Below are 25,557 nucleotides of genomic sequence, written 5' to 3'. Positions count from 1 at the left end.
TAATTATCAATGATTAATACAAAAATTAGTCTAAATTCATTTCACTCATTCAAACAGTTAATACACTCATTTTAGTTTTATTCCAAATCCCTCATAGTATAGTTTTGAGTAAACTTTTAACTATATCACCATGAAATTAACTATTATCTCAATTCTATTTCTAGTATCATTAATTACGACTACAGAAGCTCAAGAAAAAACCAAAATTACTGATGTTACAGTGTATTTAGACGGAGCAGAAATTACCAGAATCGCAGAAGTTACGGTTCCGAAAGGCAACACCGAATTTATCTTTAACAAACTATCGCCTCTTATAGAGGAAAGTAGTATTCAAGTTTCTGGATTAAACAATACTTCTATCCTATCTATTAATTACGGCATTAATTATCTTACTAAGCAAAAACAGAATGATTCTATTACAGAGCTTCAAAATGAACTAAAAGTTATTCAAAACGAGATTCAGCACCAATACAATTTAATTGAAGGTTATAATGAAGAACTTAGCCTTATAAAACATAATAAAAGCCTTAGTACAGAAACAGAAGCTGTCACTCTAGAAGAGTTAAAGAAGTTTGCTAGTTATTACAGAGCTAGGGTTACCGAAATCAAAACCGATATTAATACATCTAATATTAAGATTACAGAATTAAACAAGACTAAGATTGCAATTAACAAACAACTTAATGAGCTTAATGTGGATGAAAAAGTACAAACAGGTGAAATTAAAATAAAATTGAATTCGGATGAATTGACTAAAGTAAACCTTAAACTAACTTATAATGTTAAAGACGCTGGTTGGTTTCCTATCTATGATTTGAAAGCTACAAAAATTAATGAACCAATTCAATTAGAATATAAGGCGCATATATACCAAAATACAGGTTGCGACTGGGAAGATGTTAATTTAGTTTTATCAACGAATGATCCGAATACAAATAATGAAAAACCAATCTTAAACCCTAAGTATCTTAATTTTATAAATGCGTATAGTAATTATACCTCACAAAGAGCTACAAAAAGCTATAATTATAAATATAATCCGTTGGTAAAGAACGTTTCAGGTATTGTAACATCATCTTCTGACGGATTACCATTACCTGGTGTAAATATTATTGAAAAAGGTACATCTAATGGCACTTCTACAGATTTTGATGGTCACTATTCACTAAAAACTACAACTGGTAATACTTTGCAATTTTCTTATTTAGGCTTCGAAATTGAAGAACTGCCGATTCACTCAAGTATTATGAATGTAAGTCTTAATGAAGACACAAATGCATTAGAAGAAGTAGTCGTAGTAGGTTATAGCACAACTAATTCAAGTTCATCATACGTAAAACCAGAATATAATTCTCAAGAAATTGTAAATCGATTATACGGAAAAGCTGCAGGCGTTACAATCAGAGGTGCAAGTACAATCAACAATAAAAATAATCCACTCTTTATTATAGATGGTGTCGCTGTAAAGTCAAATGCAGCTAAAAATATTGATCCAAATTCAATAGCAGACATAGAAGTATTAAAAGGTACGAATGCCACATCAATATATGGAAATAGAGCTTCTGATGGTGTTATTGTAATCACTACAAAAAATCACTCCACAAGAAAAACAAATGACCTAGGCATTGTAGTAGATACCGGAATCACAAACACAAGATTTGAAATAGACAAGACCTACTCTATTCCATCAGATGGTGACATTACTGTTATTGATATTGATAAGTTTTCACTACCAGCAACTTACGATTATTTTGCTGCACCAATACTAAATGAAAATGTATTTCTCACTGCCAAAATTGGTAATTGGGAAAAGTATAACTTACTACCTGCAGAAGCCAACGTTTACTTTGAAGGTAGTTTTTCTGGTAAGACAAATATAAATCCCAATGCTACAACAGATAGCCTAACAATATCATTAGGTGTAGATCCTAATATTAGTGTAAAAAGAAAACAGCTTAATGATTTTAAAAAATCAACATTTATAGGTAATAATAAAGTGATTTATAAAGGTTTTGAAATTGAAATTAAAAACAATAAAACTTCAGCTATAAAGCTCACATTATTAGACAGAATTCCAATAACACAAAACAGAGCAATTAAAGTTGATGATATTATCACCGGTAACTCTATCTACAATAAAGACAAAGGTATATTAGAATGGCAGATTAATCTAGAATCTGGCGAGCAAGAAAAGGTTGAATATTCGTATTCAGTAAAGTATCCAAAAGAAAAGCGTGTCAATCTTTAACTCATTGAAATGGATAGTTCACTCAAAACAATGTGCGAGTTACTCAATATGACTTTTACACTTCCTGTAGTCATCATATCTTAGCAGTATACTTATTATAAGTTAATGGTTTTTAAGATTAGTAATGAGAAACCTCAAAGCAAAATAGTTAGTTCAACCCTATCTTCTGTTAGATAGGAAAGAGTTGAGCTCTATTAAAAAGGAAGTCTAACTTTTTAATAGGATCATAGAAAATGATAGACACCTATATTGAGCTTTGAGGTTTTCTTATTACTTTACACTTGAACGTTCAAGTCTCTTGAAAGCAATAACCAAAACATTTAAATTCTATGAAATTAAAAGCATTATCAATTCTATGTTTATTTATCGTTCTGCAACTATCAGCGCAAGAAACGAAATTTATAGAAGTTACCGGAAGTGCAGAAATGTACGTTGTACCAGATGAAATTACATTTATTATTGGGATTGAAGAATATTGGGAAGAAGAATTTAAAAACAAGAAAGCAAAACATTATAAGACCAAGGTAGAAATTAGCACTATTGAAAACCAATTACTTACAGACCTTAATGAATTAGGAATAGTAACAGATAAAGTAAAATCAACTGAAGTTGGTAATTACTGGCGACAACGCGGAAAAGAATTTCTGATAAGCAAAAGATTAGAAATATCACTTAATGGTTTTAGTTTAATCAATTCAATCATTTCTAAATTAGATAGAAAAGGTATTCAATATATGAGAATTGGTGAACTTAAAAACAAAGAGCTTTCCAAATATAGAAAAGAAGTAAAGAAAAAGGCGTTACTAGCAGCTAAAGAAAAGGCAGCATACCTTTTAGAAACCTTGGATAAAAAACTTGGTGATGTTATTTCAATTACAGAGATAAATGGAGATAATTACTTCTGGAGAAGTCCATCATTTGCTGCGAGCAATACGCTTGTTGAATCTAACGACTCACAGAGTGCCGATAATGAAAAGAAAATAAAACTGCGTTTTGAGATTAAAGCTAAGTTTGAGATTCAATAAGTAAAAGTTTAAACTACTTTAAACCACTTAATATAAAATCTAAATTTGGGTTTTTGTTATCGTTATTAACGTAAGAATCGGTAAAATATTTAGGACCAATGGCTAAACCTAAATCTTGAAGTTTATGAATGGTTGGCACATAATCTAAGGTTACTTTACCCGTAAGTATTACACCTAAATCATCGCCTTTTTTAGCACGTTGATATACTTTCTTTAATCCTTTAAGATATAAATGGTCTTTTGTAAATCCGCCACCACGATGCACTCGTAATGTTATTGCAAAAGCCTTATCTCTTTGTAATTTATGATTATTATGTAGCAAATGAAATGTATCTGCAAAACTATAACCTTTAGCCAAGCTATCTACGGCAATTACTCTAAATGCTAATTCTTTTAAACGCTCAATGGTTAAGCAACCGCTCATAAATTCTGAATAGACTGCTAAACCTTCTTGTGTTTCTACATTATTTGGAAACCCGTTAGAAAACACCTTTAAAGGTTGCGCCAAACCGTTAAACGTAGTCACCAAATGCACACCAATTTCGTGATTAGCTAATACTTTCAATTGGTTTAAACTATATTTATGACTCTTCTTCAACACTAATGTTTGCGTATTATTAAGAACCATTGCAGCAGCTGAAAGATTATTAGAAATCTTTAAATTGTACTTAAAATCATAGCGTTTAGAAAATTCTTCAAAATATTCCTTTGCTTCCATAGAAGAATACATTGGTAACATTTCCTCGTCAAATTCAGAATCATCAAAACGCAACAAAAATTTGGCGTTTTCAATGTCTTTTTCAGTTGGTGTTCCGAAGCTTTTTAAGCTATTAAAATAAAACTTTCTACCTTGACCAATGGTTTGAATACACTCAATTAAGCCAGAATATTCATAGATAATATCTTCATACAACTGACGAATATCTTCATCTTCAATGCGCTCTAGGCGTTGGGAGAAGAATAAACGATGTAATTTGTAGCCATTAAATCGAATTTTAGGATACTTAAACTGTGGTTCATAATTGTATTTTCCTGCAAAGAACTTCTTCTTCTCAGAAGCTATATTAAGTGGATTTATATAGTTCAGAAGTTCTATATTCTTAACCAATCGGTTAAGGTTTGCATCAATTTCAAATAAATTTTGATACTTCTCTGTGAGTTTTTCCTTCGACATTAATTCTTAAAGCGCTTATAAAATTCATCAGCATGCTTTGGGATAAGTACTTGTAATTGTTGTTCTACAGCAGAAACAACTTCAGGGTAATTAATCTGCTTGTACTCATCACAATACACCTTTGCGATTTCAGTTGCCAAAACTAATGTATTCTTGAAGTTTTTGGTAATAAATTTTAAAAAATATCCATTACCTTGAAAGGTGTCATTAATCAATGCGGTTTGTATAATATTATGAGGTAATTCAATGGATAAAAGCATTTCACGCCATGACTCAATAATATCTCCAAATCTATCATTATCAATGTTAGAGGTACCTAGATTCCATGTAGGTACTTCTCTATCCCAACGTTTCCAGTTGTAGCTGTGCATATCATAGACCACACAAACACCAAATTTAGATTCTAGCTTTGACATTAATGCGTCAACTACCTTGTAAAACGCTGTGTGTTTTTGAAGACTCTTTTGTTTTGCTGATTCTGATAAAGGCTTTTCCCAAAGTTGTTTTCCCCATGCTGTGTCAAAAACGGCATTTTCTGGGTCGCGGTTTAAATCATACTCAAAGCGCGAATCGCAACCAGCAATTAAAATAGGATGCGAAATCACCATGTTTTTTGTCTGAGGATCTTCTTCATACCAGCGATCGTACTCAGAATGCAAGCAGTTATCCCACAACTCTTTTCTAAATTGATGACCGTCATGCACCGCACCACAGACATATGGCACGTATTTGTCTATTTTTAAAGTGAATGAGTAATCTTCTGCTACGGCATGAAATACTTGCTCAGCTTCAATCTTAGAAACTATAGCATCTATTGAAAGTCTTTGCATATTAACTTTTTAGAAGTCGTTTAATAGAATTATACACTGTTTGTTCCATTTGATGAAACTCGCCATCAGCAAATGCCATAAGTTTAATTTCTGCAAACAATTCTTCAAACGACGAAAACAATTTTTGATGCTTTACTGCATCAGTTATCTTTGTGATACTTTGATAATCATTATCATCACTAAATTCTTTATACACGGATTCATAAACTTCTTTATCAACTCTAGATAATATATAAGTCTTTTCTTTAGAACTTTCTACCAAATCAATATTGGCTACATAAAGTAAAATGTAAGCTACAAGTTCGTTTTTTGTCCATCTAGTTTCACTCATACTATTAGGTTATTTACTCATGTCATTTAAGCCTCATCAACTGCCTTACGTAGTCTCGCTCTTCTATCAAAAGCCTGAAGTTTATCTAATACTTTGCTTTCTAAGAAATCAATAACACGCTCTTCTACTCTAGTTTTAGATTTGTATACTTTATTGATGTAAGTAATTCCACCAGGTGACATTACATTAACTTCAACTAGTTTTCCACCAATAACATCAATACCTACAAAGTATAATCCATCATTGACAAGTTTAGGTCCTATTTGTTTACATAATGCTTTTTCTGCTTTAGTTAATGAATGGCGTTGAACGCTTCCGCCAGCAGAAACATTTGAGCGATGGTCATCAGAACCAGGAACACGTTTCATTGCTCCTACAGGTTCACCATTGAGTAGCAATATGCGCACATCGCCTTGATCTGCTCCTTCTATATAGTCTTGTAAAATCACGTAGTTAGACGTACCGTCGCCATTTGTTATATAAAAGTCTAATAACGAATTGATATTACTCATTGCAGATTTTTCAATTAAAATAACACCAGAACCACCAAAACCATTCAATGGTTTAAGAATCATTTTATCAGCCTTTGATTCTTTAATTTGCTGGATTAGGTATTTCTTGTTTTTTGATACATGCGTATTTGGTATAATATTGCTGTGAGCATCTCCAAAAGCAGCTGTATATAGTTTATTATTCGCTTCACGCATGCCTTGTAAAGAATTTACAATAAATACATCATCTTTAACAGAATCTAAGAAGTTCAGCATAATAGGATCTAAAGGCGGATTTGCTCTAAAAAAGATAGCATCAAAACCTGCTAGAGGCAACATTTCTTCTCTAAGTTTTGCCTTATTATAAAACGATTTTAAAGTCGAAGGCACTTTGTCCATTCGGCTAATAACATTACAAGTTGCACTTGTAACACTATCTCTAATGGTAAGATTAGAAGGTGTACACATAGCAACTCCATGCCCACGTTTTGCACATTCTTTTATTAAGGCTAAGCTTGTGTCATTTTCTGGGTCGATAGTTTCCCAAGGATACATAATAAAGCAAACGTTCATTTGAATAATATTTAGTTGGTTAGAGAAATCTAAATTTAAAAATAAAATTATTCTTTCAATATAAGATTGAAAAAATTAGGGCAATTATTTTACTGCCTCATAATTATCGTCCCAATTTTTCACTTTGGGATTACCTAGTTTACCTTCAGATTTAGCAATTATTGTTGATACTGTCGCATCACCAGTGACATTTACTGTCGTTCTGCACATATCTAAAGGTCTATCTACTGCAAAAATCAAAGCTAAGGCAATAGGTAATAAATCTGATGGAAAACCTACGGCTTCAAGAACAATTACCAGCATTACCATACCAGCACCAGGAACAGCTGCACTACCAATTGAGGCAAGCAATGCCGTTAAAATTATCACCAATTGATTACTAAATACTAAACCTTCTGGCCAAAGTACTTGCATAATAAATACTGCTGCAACACCTTGATATAAACTTGTGCCGTCCATATTTATGGTTGCACCAACTGGTAACACAAAACTAGACACTTCTTTATCTACACCAATATGTTCTTCTACGCGTTCCATAGTTACCGGTAAAGTTGCAGCACTACTACTTGTGGAAAATGCTAATAATTGCGCTGGACTTATTTGCTTTAAAAACCAAAATGGTGATTTTTTTGCATAGACTGATACAATAGTCATGTAAAATACAATCATTAAGAATAAACCTAAAACTACAACACCTGCATAACGCATTAATGCCAACAAAATATCTGGGTCATCTGCCGAAACAATGACATTTGCAAGTAAAGCAAATACCGCATATGGTGCTGTGAGCATTATGAGGTCAACCATTTTTAGCACCACTTCATTTAGAGAGTCAAAGAAATCTTTGAGTGGCTTAGCTTGTTCTTCACCAATTAGAAGCATACATATACCAAGAAAAATAGCAAAGAATATAACCTGTAGCATGAGTTTATTATTACTCATAGCTGCTACCGCATTATCTGGCACCATATCTTCTAAAAACTTTAATGGACCAGCGTCTTTGGTCTTTTTTGCATTAGATATGATAGTCGCTGCTTTGTCGGTTTCTGAGTATTTATCTTTAAGAACTTGAACCGTTTCTTGAGTAATTCCTTCACCAGGTTTTATGACATTAACCAATCCTAAACCTATTGTAATGGCAATCACTGTGGTTAAGACATAAATAACAATGGTCTTTAGACCCATTGATCTAAATTTTGAAATGTCTTTTAAGTCCGAAATACCTTTAATCAATGATGCTAGTATCAATGGTACTGCGATGAGTTTTAGCATCTTTACAAAGATGGTTCCGATTGGTGCAATCCAATCAGTAACGAAATCTTCACCACCAGAAACTGAAGTCATTATTAGACCGAAAACGACACCAAGTACCATTCCGATTAATATCTTCCAATGTAAAGCGAGTTTCTTCATATGTTATTGTCTAGTTTTTCTTTTGTTTTTTCTTTTTTAATGATATGTCGTAATCATCAGTTGTTCCAGAAATATTCAAATTTAAATATCTGGTTCGTTTCTTTTTGTTAGCCTTAATGATTTCTTCTTCACCAAATACAGAATCTGCCTTTTTCTTATTGCCAAAAACCTTATAAAGCGCAGCCTTTTTAACGGTTTTCCATGGCACTCTTAAATAGTAATCGATATTATGATTTCGGTCATGAGTACCAGAAAATTCAATATGTCCTAAGGTAGATTCAATAGTCATATTAGGTATAACAACTTTACCTTTTTCTATATCAATTTTATTCTGTAGTGTGTCAAATCTAACCTTTTTAAGATTCTTATCACCAAAATAATCAGACAACATATACATAGGCTCGTAATTTTCTAATTGACCGTTTAGTACTTTTACATTCATATGAATTTCTGATTGATCTAAATCTGGCACCATATCTGGATATAATCTAATATTTCCTGTAATGGAAGATGTGAGTTTACCATGTAAGTTCTCGGACAATAAATGATCTTGCCCATAATTTTCGAACTTATACGCCAATCTATCAATATCAACATTGGTCATTTTTAGATTTGGCTTTAAATAAATATGCTTTGGATCACTACCATTAAAATAACCTGACAGTTCAAAAGTACCACCAGCAGATTCTAAATTTAATGTATCTACATAGATATAATGATTTTGAGTAGTACGTAATTTCCCTTTTACATTCTTTAAGTCAAGATTATGATATATTAATCGCTTAACATCTGCATTAAAAGTCATATCTGGAAAAGACAATTCGTATATATTAAATGCTTCGGCATGTGCTTTTACGTCTTTTAACTCATCTTCTACAACATCTTGTTCAGGTGCTTCTGAATTGAACTTTATAAACGAATCAAAATCTATATAGTTAGATGTAATAGCTAGTGAATTATCTGTTTTGTTGTCAGTATTTTTTCCAAAATAATACTCTAAATCTACATTAAAATCTGTGCTACCAATTTTACCTACAAAATCATTAACAACAAGTTGGTCGTTTTCATAATGAAAATGACCACTAAAATCTTCAAACTTATGCGGATGAAGTAACATCTTAGTAGATAGCTTATCTACATCTAATTCTATTGAGTGTAATACTGAATCTTTATAATGCATTGAAGAATTTAAATGCAATAGGAGATTTTTAAACAACTCATGACGATACTCTTCTGGCACATAGTTTTCACCTTTATAGGTAAATAAATCTTCTATTCTCAGCTGATTTGAACTTAACGTCATATCTACATCTACATCACCATTTAATGTCTCTTTAAACCAGAATTCATAATTATGAGCATAACCGTTTAAGTGAAAATCTGAATCATCAATAAAGCCTGTGAAATCAATAATTTTTAAATCTTCGTTATCAATAAGTACATCTGCGTGAAAATCATGCAAGTTGTGTGGGTAATGGTTAAGGTCTGCATAGAAATCATCAATAAAAAATTCACCTATTGGTAGATTTTTATACTCTGTGATATCTTTCGCTAGTGCCTTAAAAGACAAACCTGTTTTTAAATTCTTTATCTGTTCATTAATGCCTACACTATCCCTTTTAGAATAATGTGATAATTCGGCTAAATCAATAAGCTTTGAAGCTATATCTACATGTAATTTTATAGAATCATTTGTATGATGAATAATAGATGGGAAATTAGATAATTTACCAGAGACAGAAAAGTCAGACTTTCCTAATAGCATGTCACAACGCTTTATTTGTGCTGTTTTTCCATTTAAAGTAATGTGAGCATCTAAACGCTCAATTGGCACAGGTAAATCCTCAGATTGTATGTTAAGTTCTTCAACTTTCAATTCACTAAAATAGGCTTGCTCTAAATTATTAAGAACTAATTCTGGATTGTTTAAATCCACAATATCATGAAAATTCATTTTCAAGGCAATATTACCCGAAGCATCTTGAATACTATTTATATTAAAAAAGTCGGCAATGAACTTTAAATTGAAATCTACATCTACTTGGGCATTGACATCTGGATGCTCAAAGTTTTTAACGACCAAAGCACCTTTAAAATTTCCACGCTCTAACCTTGCATTCATCTTGGTTAATGAAAACTCCATAGTTTCTAAACTACGTTTTTCACCATTTGTAAAATGTCCTTCGAAGCCAAGGTCACTTATCCGTTTTTGCTTTTGAGTGTTTTCTAGATAGGCCTCATCAGTGCCAAAAGTGGCATCTATAAACGGCATCTTGTTATTTGCTAAAGAACCTTTTACTATACCATTAAAGTAAATATTACCAGCGTTCTCATAACTTTCTAAAACCGGAATTAAATCATGTGGTGCAAAAGCAATGAGCATATCAAAATTAGACTTATCACCTTTCAAAATAAGGTCTAAATCCATGTCATTTTTGGTGTCTAATGTGCCTTCTAATTGAAAGTTTGCATGCTCTAATTGCATCGTGGTTGGCTCTAAACTCAGCAAACCTGTTGATGTATTAAAGCTTAAATCAGTATCAAATTCAAAATGTTTATGTTTTATGTAGGTCGTATCTAAGTCTTTAATGATATTGAGTTCAAAATGGGTTTCTACATGTGCGTTTATAATATCGCCTTTAGATTTAAAACCACCTGAACCATTATAAATAAAAGTTTCAACATCTATATTATTAGACTCGTCGAGTTTATGGACATCTAAATTCTTGATTTTTATCTTTTTAAGATGTATATCAGTTGCTGCAGAACTTTCATTAGAATCACCGCTAAGACTTAAAGCATTTTCTAAATTACTTATACCATCTTTATGCAGAATAAAATTAAAGAATCCTTCTTCTAACGCTAGAGATTTAATATCGTAATTGCCTTTAATAATATCCCAAAAATTAAACCCGATATAAATGTCATCTAAGTCTGCAATTACTGGTGCATCTTTCGCTTTAGATTCAAGTATTTTGAGATCATTTATTCTTACTGAGACATAAGGGAAATTTTTAAATAGTGAAATATTGCTCTTACCAACTTTTACAAGTCCAGCGTGCTCTTTATTAAGATTAACTATTTGACTTTGTAGAATATCCTCTTGGTTAGTGTAGACATAGGCAAACGCAATACTTAAGACTAAAAGTGGGATTAATCCTAAATACAAGAATAATTTCCATAAACGTTTTCTACTTGGTACTAAACGATTCATTATGCTTTTTAGACAATAAACGTGAATAAAAATACTTTCTATTTATACTCTGAAAAGATACTATTAAATAAAAACATAGCAACTCAATGTGCAGAATTGCTATGTTCTATTTATTATTTTATCGCGTCAAATTATTCTGTGATTCCTTCTAAATCTAATAAAAAGGCATAGTTTAAAGCAGTCTTCTTATAGCGTTTAAAACGACCAGAGGCGCCACCATGACCAGATTCCATATCACAGTCTAAAATAAGTAAGTTATCATCAGTTTTTAACTCACGTAATTTTGCCACCCATTTAGCAGGCTCCCAATATTGTACTTGACTATCCCAATAACCAGTTGTTACCAACAAGTTAGGATATTCCTTTGCTTCTACATTGTCATATGGTGAATATGACAACATATAGTCATAATATTCTTTGTTCTTCGGATTTCCCCATTCATCAAACTCAAAAGTGGTTAAAGGAATAGTTTCATCCCACATTGTAGAGATAACATCTACAAAAGGCACAGCAGCAACCACTCCATTCCATAATTGAGGTTCCATATTTAAAATGGCACCCATTAATAATCCGCCTGCTGAACCACCATAAGCATATAAATGATCTTTACTTGTATACTTCTCAGCAACTAAATATTTACCGACATCTATAAAATCTGTAAAGGTATTTTTCTTATTTAAAAGTTTACCGTTCTCATACCAATTATAGCCCATTTCTTGGCCACCTCGAATATGTGCAATAGCATACACAAACCCTCTATCTAAAAGACTTAATCTAGAGATATTAAAGGTAGGATCCATACTACTACCATAACTTCCGTAAGCATAAAGTAATAATGGTGTGTTTTCATTTAAGATTAAACCTTTCTTATGCACTAATGACACTGGAACCTGTTCTCCATCTCTAGCAGAAACGAAAAAACGTTTGCTTTCATAATTACCCGGATCAAAATCACCAACTACCTCAACTTGTTTTAATTGTGTTTGTTCTTTTGTACTCATATTATAATCATATGTGGTACCAGGTGTTGTCAATGATGTGTAATAATATCTGAATAATTCGGTGTCAAAATCTAAATTTGCACTCATATAGGCAGCATAAGCTGGATCATTGAATTCTATGTAATGGTCATCCGATCCATCCCATTTTTTAACGCGTAAAGTTCTTAGGCCATCTTTTCTCTCACTTATTACCAAATGGTTCTTAAACAATTCAAATCCTTGGAAAAACGCATCATCTCTGTGTGTAATAACATCTTCCCAATTGTCCATAGATGTGTTATCTATTGGTGTTTTTACCAATTTGTAGTTTTCGGCACCATCAGCATTAGTTCTAATGTAAAAATGATCACCATAATGATCTACACTATATTTTAAATCTCTTTCTCTCGGTTGTATAATCTGCCAATCTGCATTAGGTGTATTGGCATCTAAAAAACGTACCTCTGTTGAAACCGTTTGAGAACTGTATATAAACATATAGTCTCTCGATTTTGATTTTCCTATAAAACAATTAAATGTTTCATCTGTCTCTTCAAACACCAACTCATCTTCCGATTGTGGTGTTCCTAAAACGTGCTTGTATATCTTATTGTTTCTAAGCGTTTGAGAGTCTTTAGCTATATAAAACAAAGTCTTATTGTCATTTGCCCAAACATAACTACCAGATGTATTATCTAATTTATCGGCTAACATTGTACCATTCTTTACATCTTTAAAATGTGCAGTGTATTGTCGTCTAGAAATTGTATCTACGGCATAAGCTAAGATTTCGTTGTTTACACTAAAGGTTGAAGATCCTAAACCAAAATAAGATTTACCTTTTGCCAATTCTGGTGCATTAATGTAAATTTCCTCCTCTTCAGAGCCTATTTTCTTTCTGCAGTACAAAGCATAATCAGATCCTTTCTCATAACGCGTGTAATATGTATAACCGTTAAAATTGTACGGTAATGATTCTTCATCTTCCTTTATCTTACTTGTTATCTCTTCATAAAGTATATGCTGTAAAGAATCTGTATGCTTCATAGCCTTATCTGTATAGGCATTTTCAGCATTTAAATAATCTAATACATCTTGAGTTTGCGCATCTGGAGATTCTGCATTTTTTTGTTCATCGCTTAAACGCATCCAAAAGTAATTATCAATCCTCTTATTATCATGTTCAACCAATGTATCTGCCTTTTTCTTTGCAACAGGTTGTTCAATAGTCATATATTTCATATTGCGTTCCGCTTTATTATCCTCATTTTCTTGGCAACTTGTAAAACATACAATAGCCCCGAGTAATGAAAATAGTTTAATCTGTTTCATAACATTTAGTGTTTTAGTTATTAGATATTTATTTTTCTTGTTTACGTAAAAGTGTGTAATCTGCAATTACAAGTGCAGCCATAGCTTCAACAATAGGTACTGCTCTTGGTACAACACAAGGATCATGACGACCTTTACCCTGCATTTCTACAATCTCACCAGAACTATTAAGCGCATCTTGCTTCTGAATAACAGTTGCAACAGGTTTAAAAGCGACTCTGAAATAAATGTCCATTCCATTGCTTATGCCACCTTGTACGCCTCCAGAAAGATTAGTTTTTGTAGTACCGTCTTCATTAAATAAATCATTGTGTTCGCTTCCTTTCATTTTAGCACCACAAAACCCACTACCATACTCAAAGCCCTTAACAGCATTTATAGACAACATTGCTTTACCCAACTCAGCGTGAAGTTTATCAAAAACAGGTTCACCTAATCCGACAGGTACATTTTGAATAACACAAGTAATTGTACCACCAATAGTATCACCTTGCTTTTTTATTTCTTTGATTTTTGCAATCATCTTTTCAGCTGAAGCTTCATCTGGGCAACGCACATCATTAGCATCTATTTTTGAAAAATCTAACTCTTGGTACATTTTATCAATAAAAATATCTCCAACAGAAGATGTAAAGGCATGGATTTTTATATCGGATAACATTTGTTTTGCGATGGCACCAGCTACTACTCTACTTGCCGTTTCCCTAGCAGAACTTCTTCCGCCACCTCTATAGTCTCTTATACCATACTTTTGGTCATATGTATAATCGGCGTGACTTGGTCGATAAACATCTTTTATATGCGAATAATCCTTAGATTTTTGATTTGTATTCTTAATTACAAAACCAATTGGTGTTCCTGTAGTTTGACCTTCAAATATTCCTGAATAAAAATCTACAGTATCTGGTTCTTTACGTTGGGTTACAATTTTAGATTGCCCAGGTTTACGGCGATTCATTTCATTTTTAATGGCATCAAAATCAAGAGTGATTCCCGCAGGACAACCATCAATTATTCCACCGATTGCTTCGCCATGTGATTCGCCAAATGTTGTTAGTTTAAATACCTTTCCGAAAGAATTTCCAGCCATGAATCAATTTTTTCTGCTAATGTAATTCTTCTGCACTAACAATCAAAAAGAGAACTACGTTTTTGGTATGTTATTTCAATGTTAACTGACAGCATTACAACTACTTCATAGTCTAACAATTAGATAACATTTTCCTCATAAACTTTTAATTATTCTATTACTGTAAGTTAATAACAGTTAATGTTATTTGCAGTATCGATTAATATTAGATTTGAACCTCAAGAGAAAAGTAGAAGTAGCTGTAATTTCAGATGTGCATTTAGGCACCTACGGTTGTCATGCCAAGCAGTTATTAACCTATTTAAATAGTATAGAGCCTAAGAGGTTGATACTTAATGGTGATATTATTGATATATGGCAGTTCAAAAAAAGATACTTCCCTAAAGCTCATATGAGTGTTATCAAAAAGATTATGGATTTGGCTGCTAACGGTACAGAAGTCATCTACATTACGGGTAATCACGACGAAATGCTTCGGAAGTTTACCGATTGTGAAATTGGAAACATTTCTATCGTCAACAAAATTGTTCTTGAACTTGACGGTAAAAAAGCATGGTTTTTCCATGGCGATGTTTTTGACATTTCTATACAAAATGCAAAATGGTTAGCAAAACTTGGTGGTTGGGGCTATGATCTATTAATTCTGTTAAATAGTGGAGTCAATTGGTTTTTAGAGAAGTCTGGCAAAGAACGTTATTCATTGTCTAAAAAGATTAAAAACAGTGTAAAGGGCGCTATAAAATATATTAATGATTTTGAGACAGTTGCCACGGATTTAGCAATAGAAAATGGTTATGATTATGTGGTCTGTGGACATATACATCAGCCCAAAATGATTGTTAAAGAAAATAAGCATGGAAAGACAATCTACTTAAATTCTGGAGATTGGGTTGAAAACTTCACAGCATTAGAGTACCAATTTAAACGTTGGAAAATCTATAACTATGATGAAGACAAGCTCGCGCCATTTCACGCTGATGAGGACATTAAAGAAATTGATGTAAAGGACTTAATTGCAGCTATTACTATCGTTGAACCACCAAAGAAAAAAAACAAATCAAATTAAAGCTTCTTTAAGAATTGTTATTGGATGTTTTGCTAATCTTCCTGTACCATCCTTTATTTGATGTCTACAACTTGTGCCATTTGCAGCAATAATAACATCAGCATTAGCTTTTTGTACTGCAGGAAATAAAGTTTGCTCACCAATAGCCATACTAACATCATAATGCTCTTTCTCGTAACCAAAGCTTCCTGCCATACCGCAGCAACCACTTGGAATAATTGTAACCTTGTAATTCTTAGGAAGGTTTAAAACATCAAAACTTGACTTTTGGTTTGCTAATGCTTTTTGATAACAATGCCCATGAAATTTTATGGTTTTCGCTTCGGTTGTAAATTGTTCTGAAGTAATATTACCAAGTTCTATTTCTTTTTGAATAAAGTCTTCAATCAAAAATGTATGCTTTGCTATTTCTTTAGCTGTATCTTTATCATCAGCTAATCGTATATATTCGTCTTTAAATGTAAGAATTGCTGAAGGTTCAATACCTACTAAAGACACATCTTCTGATAACTTATTTTTAAAGTATGAAATATTAGTATTGGCAAGTGTTTTTGCTTTTTCTAAAAAGCCTTTTGAAATATAAGACCTGCCAGATTCTAAATGCGATATTGGCAGAACATTAAAACCTAAACATTCTAAGAGAAGTTTGGCATCTAGAGCAATATCGGATTCTAAATAGTTAGTAAATTCATCTACGTAAAGAAATACCTTTTTTATAGGCTTTGTATGAAGCAAACTTTCATCTAAATATTCATTTTGAACTTGAATACTAGAAAATGCCTTAGTAACTTTTGGTAAACTTCTCTGAGGATGAATGCTAGAAAACTTTTTAATAATCTTTGAAGCGAATGAATTTTCAAACAAAGAATTATAAAACTTAGGCATTCGCGATGCTATCTTATTATATCTCGTTGCATTGGCAAAAAAGCGTTGCCTTAAGGTTGTCCCATTAACTTTTTGATATTGATACTGAAACTCTGCTTTAAGACTAGCTACATCAACACTACTTGGACATTCTGTTTTACAAGCTTTACAGCTTAAACATAAATCAAAAACATCTTTTAGCTCTTCATGGTTAAAACGGTTTGGTTTTTCAGAATGTGTTAAAAATTCTCGCAGTGCATTTGCTCTTGCTCGTGTTGTGTCTTTTTCATTTCGAGTAGCACGATAGCTCGGACACATGGTACCACCAAATTCTGGTAACTTTCTACAATCACCAGAACCATTGCATTTCTCAGCTTCTCTTAATATACCTTCTGAAACAGAAAAGTCTAAAATGGTATCAATTTCTACTTCTTTCTCGCTAAAATCGGATCTTAACGACGCATCCATAGGTAACGCATCCACTATTTTACCTGGATTAAAGATGTTTTTTGGGTCAAAAACAGACTTTATCTGTCTTAGTAATTGATAATTCTTATCACCTATCATCATCTTAACAAACTCACCTCTAACAATACCATCACCATGTTCACCAGACATAGAACCACCATATTTTTTAACCAATTGTGCAACTTCTGTTGTAATGGTTCTAAAGTGTTTTACATCTTCTTTATCCTTAAGGTTAAGAATTGGTCTCAAATGTAATTCACCAGCACCAGCATGCGCATAATAGACCGCTTTTTGTTGATAACGCTTCATTAAAGCTGTAAAATCATCAATATAATCGGCCAAATCATCTAATTCAACCGCAGTATCCTCAATACAAGCCACAGCTTTTTTATCACCAACCATATTACCCAATAAGCCTAAGCCAGCTTTACGAAGTTCGAAGGCTTGAGTAATGGCTTCACCTTTTAATACCGGATAAGCGTAGCTAAGTTTAGCTTCATTTATATGAATTAAAAACTTTTCTATTTGAGATTGTAAATCTTCATTAGAGTGTGAACGTAATTCACATAACAAAATCGCTTCTGGGTCACCTTCAATAAATGCTCTATTTTTTTGCTGTTCTTTATTATGCTTGGTTAAATCTAAAATTGTTTTATCCAACATTTCACACATGAATAAATCATGTCGCATAGCAGGTTTAACAGCTTTTAAACAGCTCGAAATAGAATCAAAATGTAATGCAATTGTCACATTTTCTTTCGGCGGTAAATCATCTAGTTGTAAGGTAATTTTTGTTGTGAATGCAAGTGTACCTTCACTACCAGATAATAGTTTACAAAAGTTGAAAGATTCAGAAGAATTTTCATCAAAAACTTCAGAAGCAATAAGCTCATCTAAAGCATAACCTGTGTTACGTCTATGAATATTACTATTTGGAAATTCTTTTTGAATTTCATCAATCACGTCTGAATTGTTAAGCAATTGATATAGTGTTTTATAGATATTTCTTTCTAAAGTTTTTAATGAAGTGTAATTTTGAAACTCAGTTTTTGATTTCGAGTTAAAAACAACACTTGAACCATCGCATAAAATGGTCCTTAACGAAATGACTTTATCACGAGTTACACCATACTTTATTGAGGTTGTTCCTGAAGAATTATTACCAACCATTCCACCAATCATACAACGATTAGAAGTTGATGTATTTGGCCCAAAAAACAAACCAAAAGGTTTTAGATAATTATTCAATTCATCTCTAACAACACCAGGTTGAACAGTTACTGTTTTATTAGCTTCATCTAGACTAATTATTTTAGTGAAGTATTTTGATACATCTACAACTATTCCTTCACCAACACACTGACCTGCTAATGATGTTCCTGCAGTTCTAGGAATTAATGACGTTTGATGTTCAGTAGCAAACGCTATAAGAGTCTTAATATCATTTTCATTCTTCGGATAAGCAACTGCCAGAGGTAAAATGCGATATACTGAAGCATCTGTTGCGTAGAGCCGTTTCATTAAATCATCATAAAACAACTCACCTTCTAACTGATTTTTTAATACTTGTAATGTGTTATTATTACTCATCTAGGAATTAAAATGCGTATAAATCTATAAAGAAATCTAATATATCTTTTCTTTTGGCGTTATTTTTGTAATCATTATTCCATTCAATTTAAAAACGAAAAATTATGAAGAAATTATTTTTAACCTTTTTTGCCCTTACACTTGGTTTAACTCTAGCTACTGCTCAAAACATTTCTGAAAATGCCATAGGACTTAGACTAGGTGATAGTGATGGATTTGGTGCTGAAGTATCATACCAACGTGCATTAAATGATAACAATCGTCTAGAAGCTAACTTAGGATGGCGCAGTGGTAAAAATTATGATGGTTTTAAACTTACTGGTTTATACCAATGGGTTTGGGAATTAGATGGTGATTTTAATTGGTATGCTGGTGCTGGTGGCGGAATTGGTTCATATAGTGTTGATGAGTTAGATGATAGCGATACATTTTTAGTTGCGGCAGGTAATGTAGGTATTGAATACAACTTTGATATTCCACTACTACTATCCTTAGATTTTAGACCAGAACTTGGTTTTGGGGATTTTAATGACGATTTAGATTTTGATATCGCATTAGGTATTAGATATCAATTTTAATATCATCAACATAGATAAATTAACCACCTTTTTAGGTGGTTTTTTTGTGAATTTAAGCTATAAATTTCCTTAATTTTGCGAATCTAATATTTACAGACACATTATGAAGAATACAGCTCTAACAGAAATACATAAAGCTTTAGGTGCCAAAATGGTACCATTTGCAGGATATAACATGCCTGTACAGTATGAAGGTGTTAATATAGAACACGACACCGTAAGGAAAGCAGTTGGTGTTTTTGATGTGTCTCACATGGGCGAATTCTTAATTGAAGGTCCTAAAGCATTAGAGTTAATTCAGAAAGTAAGTAGTAATGACGCATCTAAACTAGAAATCGGAAAAGCGCAATACAGCTGTTTACCAAATGATGATGGTGGCATTGTTGATGATTTAATCATTTACAAGGTCAAAGAAGAAACTTACCTTTTAGTTGTAAATGCCAGTAATATTGAAAAAGATTGGAACTGGATATCATCTAAGAATGATGTTGGTGCAGAAATGCGAGATTTGAGTGAAGACTATTCACTACTTGCAATTCAAGGTCCAAAAGCTGTTGAAGCTATGCAATCCTTGTCTAGCCATGATTTGTCTGCTATTAAATTCTACAACTTTGTTGTTGGGGATTTTGCAGGTATAGAACACGTTATTATTTCAGCTACTGGTTATACTGGTAGTGGCGGTTTTGAAATTTATTGCAAGAATTCTGAAGTACAACAGATTTGGGATAAAGTATTAGAAGCTGGCGCAGATTTTGGCATTAAACCAATTGGTTTAGCAGCAAGAGACACATTACGATTAGAGATGGGTTACTGTTTGTATGGTAATGATATAGATGACACAACTTCACCTATTGAAGCTGGATTAAGCTGGATTTGTAAATTCAATAAACCATTTACAAATAGCGAAGCCTTACAAGCGGAGAAAGAGCGCTCACCAGAGCGCAAGCTTGTAGCCTTTAAATTAGATGAAAGAGGTATTCCGAGACATGGCTATGATATTGTTGACAGTAACGGAAATATTATCGGTAATGTAACTTCTGGTACAATGAGCCCAAGCCTAAGTGTTGGTATCGGTTTAGGTTATGTACCAAAGGTATTTTCAAAGGTTGATAGTAAAATCAATATTCAAGTAAGAAAAAAAGCGATCCCAGCGACAGTAGTAAAACTGCCGTTCTACAAAGGTTAAGTTTTCAGGTTTATGCTGTTTGATTAATGAAGAAAGACTTGCAGAAATATCGCATATTAATTCTTGGTGCTAGCGGTTATTTAGGTAACGCTATTTATAAAGAACTTGCTCCCTATTTTAAGACATTTGGCACCTATAGGAAACCAAAAAAGGCTTTTGTAGATAATAATCAATTTTTACAATATAATGTTGAGGAAGATGATGTCTACGAAGTTCTTGAAGTCTGCAAACCAGATATTATCATCTCGGCATTAAGAGGTGATTTTAATGCCCAAACCATTGCACATCAACATATCGCAGAATATGCTACAGCGTTTGGATGTAAGATTATATTTTTATCCTCTGCCAACGCCTTTGATGCTTACAGTAAATTTCCTAGTTACGAACTAGACAAAACCTTAAGTCATAGCAAGTATGGGCATTTTAAGATTAAAATTGAAAACTTGCTTTTGCGTTTACCTAAGAAACAAGTCGCCGTTTTAAGACTGCCGATGGTTTTTGGTAATAATTGCCCAAGAATCGTTGAAATGAAACAACGCATTTCTGAAAATGAATCTGTAGAAATCTTTCCAAATTTAATCATGAACGTGACTTTAGATAAAAAAGTCACACAACAAATTCATTACATTATTAACCGAAAGAAATACGGTATTTTTCATTTAGGCAGTACCGATTTAGTGCATCACGATGAATTTGTAAAAAACATATTAGAGTTTATATCGTCTAAAAAAGTAAAGCTAAAACATGTTTATACTACCAATGAAGACAGGTATTTAGCGGTTTTACCAAAATTCAACACATTACCTAAACACTTGCAAATTACATCTGAAATGGTATTACAAGAACTTCAAAAATAAGCTTGTTGTATAATTCTTATTTTCTTAATTTAGGAGAAATTATTTACAATGAAGCTAGACGAATCTACAATAGAAAAAAAACTACTACACTTTCCAGAATGGGAATATTACGATAATGGCATACATGTTGAATATGAATTTGAAAATTTCAAAGATTGTTTTAGTGCAATGAGTAGAATTGCTTTTGAATGTGAAGCTCATAACCATCATCCAGATTGGAGTAACGTTTACAACGTTTTAAAGATTTCTTTATCTACACATGATGCTGGTGGTGTCACCGAAAAAGATTTTAAGCTTGCTCAAGCCATTGAAGCTATTGTTGTTGAAGAAGAAGATTAATTAATGATTAGAACATATATTCTTACTGTATTCACAGTAAGTTTTTGCCTTATTGCGTCTTCACAAGATATTTCGTTTTGTTATGAACTGGGGAAGATTAACGGTTTAGTTGAAACTTCGCATTACAGTCCTAAACCACTTAACGACAGTCTTTCCAAAGGTGTGTTTTCACTCTTTTTAAAAAGTATTGATGAAAATCAGACGTTTTTTACTCAAGAAGATGTTAATACATTTAAATCGGATGAATACTTAATTGACGACTACATTAAAAGTAAAGACTGTGACTTTATTGAAAAGTACAGTACCACACTACAAGAACGTATAAATAAGTCTAAACGAATTCTTGAAGATTTAAAAAAACAAAAACTAGATTATACCGGAAAAGATAGCTTACTTTATAGCAAAGATGATGATGTTGAATATTTTAAAAATGATACTAAAGTTTTAAAATATTGGAATAAGAAAGTGCGATACAAATTACTACGTAAGCTTGTAGAAAATGATAGTGTTCTCGATAATATCAAAAATAATTTTAATGCACTTGAAGCAGAAATAAAAGATAAGATTATTCAGAATGAGATTTGCCTTTTAGATGAATTGCTTCAAACTAAAGGTTCAGTTCCAAATATGGTAGAATCTGCTTTTTTAGATGCATTTTTAAAATATCAAGACCCTAATTCTAGTTACTTTCTAGCTTCAGAAAAGAATATTTTTTATCAATCCTTATCCAATTCAAAACTGTCTTTCGGAATTACAACCAGTAAGAAAAAAAATGGTGATATCGTCATTTCATTCATTACGCCTGGTAGTGCAGCCTTTAAAAATGGCGGATTAGATGTTGAGGATGTCATATTAGAAATTCAAAATAAAAACAAAACCTTAGAAACCTATTGCACTTCTAATGAAACCATTAGGAATTTTATTGATGACGTATCATCTAACGTTATGACCTTCAAAATAAAAAAACAAGATGGTCAAATAAAGTCAATAAAACTTAGAAAAACAGAAATTGAAGTTGAAGAAAACTCAATAACTGGTTATGTTTTAACTGGTGATGAAGCCATAGGTTACATTAACATTCCGAGCTTTTATACCGACACAGAATCCCTTAATGGCTTAGGTGTCGCAAACGATGTGGCTAAGCAACTTTATAAGCTTCAAAAAGAAAATATTCAAGGACTTATTATAGACTTAAGATTTAATGGTGGTGGTTCTATGAAAGAAGCTGCTGATTTATCTGGTATGTTTATAGATCGCGGTCCTGTGGCGATTTCAAAATACCGAAACGAAGATTTATATACAATAAGAGATCCTAATAGAGGTTCCTTATTTACAAAACCAATTGTGATTCTCATCAATCAATTTAGTGCCTCAGCATCAGAATTTTTTGCCGGTGCTTTGCAAGATTACAATAGAGCAATCGTTGTTGGTACTGCGACCCATGGTAAAGCTACTTCACAAGTGGTATTGCCTGTTGAAAATTCACAGAATTCGAATTATATAAAAATTACTACTGGCAAATTTTTTAGAGTCACAGGTCAGAGTCATCAGCAAACTGGTGTTATGCCAGATATTGTAATAAAAGATATCTATCACAATTATGAATCGCAAGAATTTTTTAAAGCATTCTCATTATCTAACGAAACGGTTCAAGTAACTTTAAAACATAGACCAAAGCTTAAAAAAGACTTAACTTCAATATTAGAAAATAGTAGAGCACGTATTACGAATAACAGTATATTTAAATCCATTGAATCTTTCAATGCGATTTTCATCAATGATTATGTCAAAAAAGAAGGTATATTTCCACTAACTCTAGATTACATCTTTAACGATAACAAAAGATACAATGATGCTTGGAAAACATATAATGACAGTATTGAAAACAACACAACTCTTATTGATGTTAAGAACACAAGTTCAACAACTGCTATTTTAGGGTATAATGAAGATTCCAAAAACTTAAATCAACAATTACTTAAAGAACTTAAAACAGACCCACACATACAAGAAGCATATTTTATTATCAATGATATCATCAACTTATAAACTAAATCTAAACATGAAACATTTAATTACAGTACTTTGCCTAATCTGCACCTTTACTCTAAGTGCGCAAAAATTTGATTCAGCATTAGAATATCTCGATTTTGTGAGCGAACAACAAGAAGGTATCTCTAAAAAAATGTGGAAATACACTAAAGCGATTGCGCACAGCAGAAGTGATCGAAGCGTTGAAAACAAAAGAAAAAGTCTTGTTAAGACTTTAGATAAGGCCATTAGCAAAATAAGATCTGCTTCTGGTTATGACGGTAATGAGTTTAAGAATCAATTATTACAACGTTTACAATTTAATAAGGATTTATTAAACGATGAATATGCTAAAATTATAGACATGAAAGCTGTGGCAGAGCAATCTTATGATGCTATGGAAGCTTATATGTTAGCACAAGAGTTAGCAGACAAGAAGATGGAAGAAGTGCAACAAGAATATGAAAAGAATTACTATGCTTTTGCTGAAAAACACAACATCAAAATCATAGAAAGCGAAAATGATTTGAGTAAAAAAATGACACTTTCAAATGAGGTTTTTGCGCACTATAAAAAAATGTACTTAATATATTTTAAGGTTTATATCAACGAAGTTTACCTTATGGAAGCATTAAATAAAGGGGATGTTAATGCTATTCAACAAAATGCAAATGCCCTATCAGAAAGCGCCAAAGAAGGCCTAGAAGTTTTAAACATTACAGAAGCATATAAGAATGACAAATCTATACATCTGGCCACCAAAAAAGCTTTTGAATTCTTTATTGACGAAGCTGATAACAAGATTTCAACTTTAACAGACTTCTTGGTGTTAGGTGAAGACCTACAAAAAGCGCAAGCTACATTAGAAAAAACACCACAAAGAAAGCGTACAGAAGAGCAAATAAACAATTACAATCAGATGGTGAATGATTACAATAAAGGTGTAGAAACATACAATAGCACCAACGAAAATCTTAATAACAGAAGACAAAAAGTTATTGAATCATTAAACAAAACCAATCAAAACTTTTTGAGTAAGCATATACCAAACGATTAATAGAATTATTTAGATTTGTAAAAAATTAGTGTTAACTACGTTCCGATGACGTCGGATTAAAAAATAGAATTTCAATGGGAAGAGCTTTTGAATTTAGAAAAGCAAGAAAAATGAAACGTTGGGCAGCCATGAGCAAAGCCTTTACTCGTATTGGTAAAGACATTGTTATGGCAGTGAAAGAAGGTGGCCCAGATCCAGATAGTAACGCACGTTTAAGAGCTGTAATTCAGAATGCAAAGGCAGTAAACATGCCTAAAGACAATATAGAACGTGCTATAAAACGTGCCAGCGATAAAAATCAAGGCGATTTTAAAGAAGTTTTGTTTGAAGGTTATGCACCTCATGGTATTGCTATCTTAGTAGAGACTGCTACCGATAATAACACCAGAACAGTTGCTAATATTCGTTCTTACTTTAATAAATGTGATGGTAGTTTAGGTACGCAAGGTTCTGTTTCATTTATGTTTGACCACACTTGTAATTTTAAAATAAAAGGTGATGACTTAGATCTTGAAGAATTAGAATTAGAATTGATTGATTTTGGTGTTGAAGAAATATTTGAAGATACGGATGAAGATGCTGACGGTAATGAAGTAAAAAGCATTATGGTTTATGCACCATTTGAAAGTTTTGGAAATATTCAATCTTATTTAGAAGAAAACAGTATTGAAATTATTTCGTCAGGTTTTGAACGAATTCCGCAAGTCACTAAACAACTTAATGAGGAACAAGTGGCTGATGTAGAGAAACTATTAGAAAAAATTGAAGAAGACGACGATGTACAAAACGTATATCATACCATGGAAGAATAATATATTCT

The 25,557-nt window shown here is 32.4% G+C and carries 19 protein-coding genes; 10 read left to right on the top strand and 9 right to left on the bottom strand.

The features are described 5' to 3' along the window. Positions 1–130: 130 nt before the first annotated feature. Both HRU50_RS13575 and HRU50_RS13570 read left to right on the top strand, forming a co-directional pair. The gene (locus HRU50_RS13575; protein WP_296351642.1) at positions 131–2,248 is read left to right on the top strand and encodes a mucoidy inhibitor MuiA family protein; all 2,118 of its coding nucleotides are present in this window, start codon (positions 131–133) and stop codon (positions 2,246–2,248) included. Between the two features lie 329 nt (positions 2,249–2,577). Continuing rightward, entirely contained in the window at positions 2,578–3,273 is a 696-nt protein-coding gene (locus HRU50_RS13570; RefSeq protein ID WP_296351641.1) for an SIMPL domain-containing protein, read from the top strand. Between the two features lie 13 nt (positions 3,274–3,286). Here the strand turns inward: HRU50_RS13570 and HRU50_RS13565 are convergent, their stop codons facing one another. From HRU50_RS13565 to aroC, 8 genes are all read right to left on the bottom strand, one after another. Next, a complete protein-coding gene (locus HRU50_RS13565) occupies positions 3,287–4,447 on the bottom strand; it encodes a flavohemoglobin expression-modulating QEGLA motif protein (protein ID WP_296351640.1) in 1,161 nt (386 codons plus the stop codon). Further along, positions 4,447–5,277: an N-formylglutamate amidohydrolase gene (locus tag HRU50_RS13560; RefSeq protein WP_296351639.1), complete on the bottom strand. Its 831-nt coding sequence runs from the start codon at positions 5,275–5,277 to the stop codon at positions 4,447–4,449. Before HRU50_RS13560 ends, HRU50_RS13565 begins: the two co-directional genes overlap by 1 nt. Position 5,278: 1 nt before the next feature. Continuing rightward, positions 5,279–5,608, bottom strand: coding sequence for a hypothetical protein (locus HRU50_RS13555; RefSeq protein ID WP_296351638.1), 330 nt, complete (start codon positions 5,606–5,608; stop codon positions 5,279–5,281). 26 nt (positions 5,609–5,634) lie between these two features. Then, positions 5,635–6,672 (bottom strand): glutathione synthase, encoded by a 1,038-nt coding sequence (gene gshB / locus HRU50_RS13550; RefSeq protein ID WP_296351637.1) that lies wholly within the window; start codon positions 6,670–6,672, stop codon positions 5,635–5,637. Positions 6,673–6,756: 84 nt separating this feature from the next. Beyond that, positions 6,757–8,085 (bottom strand): dicarboxylate/amino acid:cation symporter, encoded by a 1,329-nt coding sequence (locus HRU50_RS13545; RefSeq protein WP_296351636.1) that lies wholly within the window; start codon positions 8,083–8,085, stop codon positions 6,757–6,759. A gap of 10 nt (positions 8,086–8,095) precedes the next feature. Continuing rightward, positions 8,096–11,299, bottom strand: a complete 3,204-nt coding sequence (locus tag HRU50_RS13540) for an AsmA-like C-terminal region-containing protein (RefSeq protein WP_296351635.1) — start codon at positions 11,297–11,299, stop codon at positions 8,096–8,098. A 131-nt stretch (positions 11,300–11,430) separates the two neighbouring features. Next, entirely contained in the window at positions 11,431–13,611 is a 2,181-nt protein-coding gene (locus HRU50_RS13535) for a S9 family peptidase (RefSeq protein ID WP_296351634.1), read from the bottom strand. A 28-nt stretch (positions 13,612–13,639) separates the two neighbouring features. Continuing rightward, positions 13,640–14,701, bottom strand: coding sequence for a chorismate synthase (gene aroC, locus HRU50_RS13530; protein WP_296351633.1), 1,062 nt, complete (start codon positions 14,699–14,701; stop codon positions 13,640–13,642). 211 nt (positions 14,702–14,912) lie between these two features. Between aroC and HRU50_RS13525 the strand changes: the two genes are divergently transcribed. Further along, positions 14,913–15,767: a UDP-2,3-diacylglucosamine diphosphatase gene (locus HRU50_RS13525; RefSeq protein WP_296351632.1), complete on the top strand. Its 855-nt coding sequence runs from the start codon at positions 14,913–14,915 to the stop codon at positions 15,765–15,767. Here the strand turns inward: HRU50_RS13525 and HRU50_RS13520 are convergent. Further along, positions 15,759–18,689: an FAD-binding and (Fe-S)-binding domain-containing protein gene (locus tag HRU50_RS13520; protein ID WP_296351631.1), complete on the bottom strand. Its 2,931-nt coding sequence runs from the start codon at positions 18,687–18,689 to the stop codon at positions 15,759–15,761. The genes HRU50_RS13525 and HRU50_RS13520 overlap by 9 nt on opposite strands. Before the next feature lie 104 nt (positions 18,690–18,793). Between HRU50_RS13520 and HRU50_RS13515 the strand changes: the two genes are divergently transcribed. The 7 genes from HRU50_RS13515 (at position 18,794) to HRU50_RS13485 (ending at position 25,549) form a co-directional block, all read left to right on the top strand. Continuing rightward, positions 18,794–19,267, top strand: coding sequence for a hypothetical protein (locus tag HRU50_RS13515; RefSeq protein WP_296351630.1), 474 nt, complete (start codon positions 18,794–18,796; stop codon positions 19,265–19,267). 103 nt (positions 19,268–19,370) lie between these two features. Continuing rightward, positions 19,371–20,453, top strand: coding sequence for a glycine cleavage system aminomethyltransferase GcvT (gcvT, locus tag HRU50_RS13510; RefSeq protein ID WP_296351629.1), 1,083 nt, complete (start codon positions 19,371–19,373; stop codon positions 20,451–20,453). Positions 20,454–20,479: 26 nt separating this feature from the next. Beyond that, the gene (locus tag HRU50_RS13505) at positions 20,480–21,310 is read left to right on the top strand and encodes a sugar nucleotide-binding protein (RefSeq protein ID WP_296351628.1); all 831 of its coding nucleotides are present in this window, start codon (positions 20,480–20,482) and stop codon (positions 21,308–21,310) included. 48 nt (positions 21,311–21,358) lie between these two features. Continuing rightward, entirely contained in the window at positions 21,359–21,649 is a 291-nt protein-coding gene (locus HRU50_RS13500; protein ID WP_296351627.1) for a 4a-hydroxytetrahydrobiopterin dehydratase, read from the top strand. 3 nt (positions 21,650–21,652) lie between these two features. Next, on the top strand, positions 21,653–23,698 hold the full coding sequence (locus HRU50_RS13495; protein WP_296351626.1) for a S41 family peptidase: 2,046 nt from the start codon (positions 21,653–21,655) through the stop codon (positions 23,696–23,698). Between the two features lie 13 nt (positions 23,699–23,711). Beyond that, positions 23,712–24,737, top strand: coding sequence for a hypothetical protein (locus HRU50_RS13490; RefSeq protein WP_296351625.1), 1,026 nt, complete (start codon positions 23,712–23,714; stop codon positions 24,735–24,737). 74 nt (positions 24,738–24,811) lie between these two features. Continuing rightward, complete coding sequence (locus HRU50_RS13485) at positions 24,812–25,549, top strand: YebC/PmpR family DNA-binding transcriptional regulator (RefSeq protein ID WP_296351624.1); 738 nt, start codon at positions 24,812–24,814, stop codon at positions 25,547–25,549. Positions 25,550–25,557 lie beyond the last annotated feature (8 nt).

It is taken from the genome of Winogradskyella sp. (genome assembly GCF_013213835.1).
GTDB lineage: Bacteria > Bacteroidota > Bacteroidia > Flavobacteriales > Flavobacteriaceae > Winogradskyella.
Note: the sequence above shows the minus strand (reverse complement) of the source record. Positions and strands in the feature narration are given on the sequence as shown.

What these genes read in the sequence shown, in the direction of transcription:
- HRU50_RS13575 (WP_296351642.1), top strand. Translation starts at nt 131, where the DNA reads ATGAAATTAACTATTATCTCAATTCTATTTCTAGTATCATTAATTACG.
- HRU50_RS13570 (WP_296351641.1), top strand. Translation starts at nt 2,578, where the DNA reads ATGAAATTAAAAGCATTATCAATTCTATGTTTATTTATCGTTCTGCAA.
- HRU50_RS13565 (WP_296351640.1), bottom strand. Translation starts at nt 4,447, where the DNA reads ATGTCGAAGGAAAAACTCACAGAGAAGTATCAAAATTTATTTGAAATT.
- HRU50_RS13560 (WP_296351639.1), bottom strand. Translation starts at nt 5,277, where the DNA reads ATGCAAAGACTTTCAATAGATGCTATAGTTTCTAAGATTGAAGCTGAG.
- HRU50_RS13555 (WP_296351638.1), bottom strand. Translation starts at nt 5,608, where the DNA reads ATGAGTGAAACTAGATGGACAAAAAACGAACTTGTAGCTTACATTTTA.
- gshB (WP_296351637.1), bottom strand. Translation starts at nt 6,672, where the DNA reads ATGAACGTTTGCTTTATTATGTATCCTTGGGAAACTATCGACCCAGAA.
- HRU50_RS13545 (WP_296351636.1), bottom strand. Translation starts at nt 8,085, where the DNA reads ATGAAGAAACTCGCTTTACATTGGAAGATATTAATCGGAATGGTACTT.
- HRU50_RS13540 (WP_296351635.1), bottom strand. Translation starts at nt 11,299, where the DNA reads ATGAATCGTTTAGTACCAAGTAGAAAACGTTTATGGAAATTATTCTTG.
- HRU50_RS13535 (WP_296351634.1), bottom strand. Translation starts at nt 13,611, where the DNA reads ATGAAACAGATTAAACTATTTTCATTACTCGGGGCTATTGTATGTTTT.
- aroC (WP_296351633.1), bottom strand. Translation starts at nt 14,701, where the DNA reads ATGGCTGGAAATTCTTTCGGAAAGGTATTTAAACTAACAACATTTGGC.
- HRU50_RS13520 (WP_296351631.1), bottom strand. Translation starts at nt 18,689, where the DNA reads ATGAGTAATAATAACACATTACAAGTATTAAAAAATCAGTTAGAAGGT.
- HRU50_RS13515 (WP_296351630.1), top strand. Translation starts at nt 18,794, where the DNA reads ATGAAGAAATTATTTTTAACCTTTTTTGCCCTTACACTTGGTTTAACT.
- gcvT (WP_296351629.1), top strand. Translation starts at nt 19,371, where the DNA reads ATGAAGAATACAGCTCTAACAGAAATACATAAAGCTTTAGGTGCCAAA.
- HRU50_RS13505 (WP_296351628.1), top strand. Translation starts at nt 20,480, where the DNA reads ATGAAGAAAGACTTGCAGAAATATCGCATATTAATTCTTGGTGCTAGC.
- HRU50_RS13500 (WP_296351627.1), top strand. Translation starts at nt 21,359, where the DNA reads ATGAAGCTAGACGAATCTACAATAGAAAAAAAACTACTACACTTTCCA.
- HRU50_RS13495 (WP_296351626.1), top strand. Translation starts at nt 21,653, where the DNA reads ATGATTAGAACATATATTCTTACTGTATTCACAGTAAGTTTTTGCCTT.
- HRU50_RS13490 (WP_296351625.1), top strand. Translation starts at nt 23,712, where the DNA reads ATGAAACATTTAATTACAGTACTTTGCCTAATCTGCACCTTTACTCTA.
- HRU50_RS13485 (WP_296351624.1), top strand. Translation starts at nt 24,812, where the DNA reads ATGGGAAGAGCTTTTGAATTTAGAAAAGCAAGAAAAATGAAACGTTGG.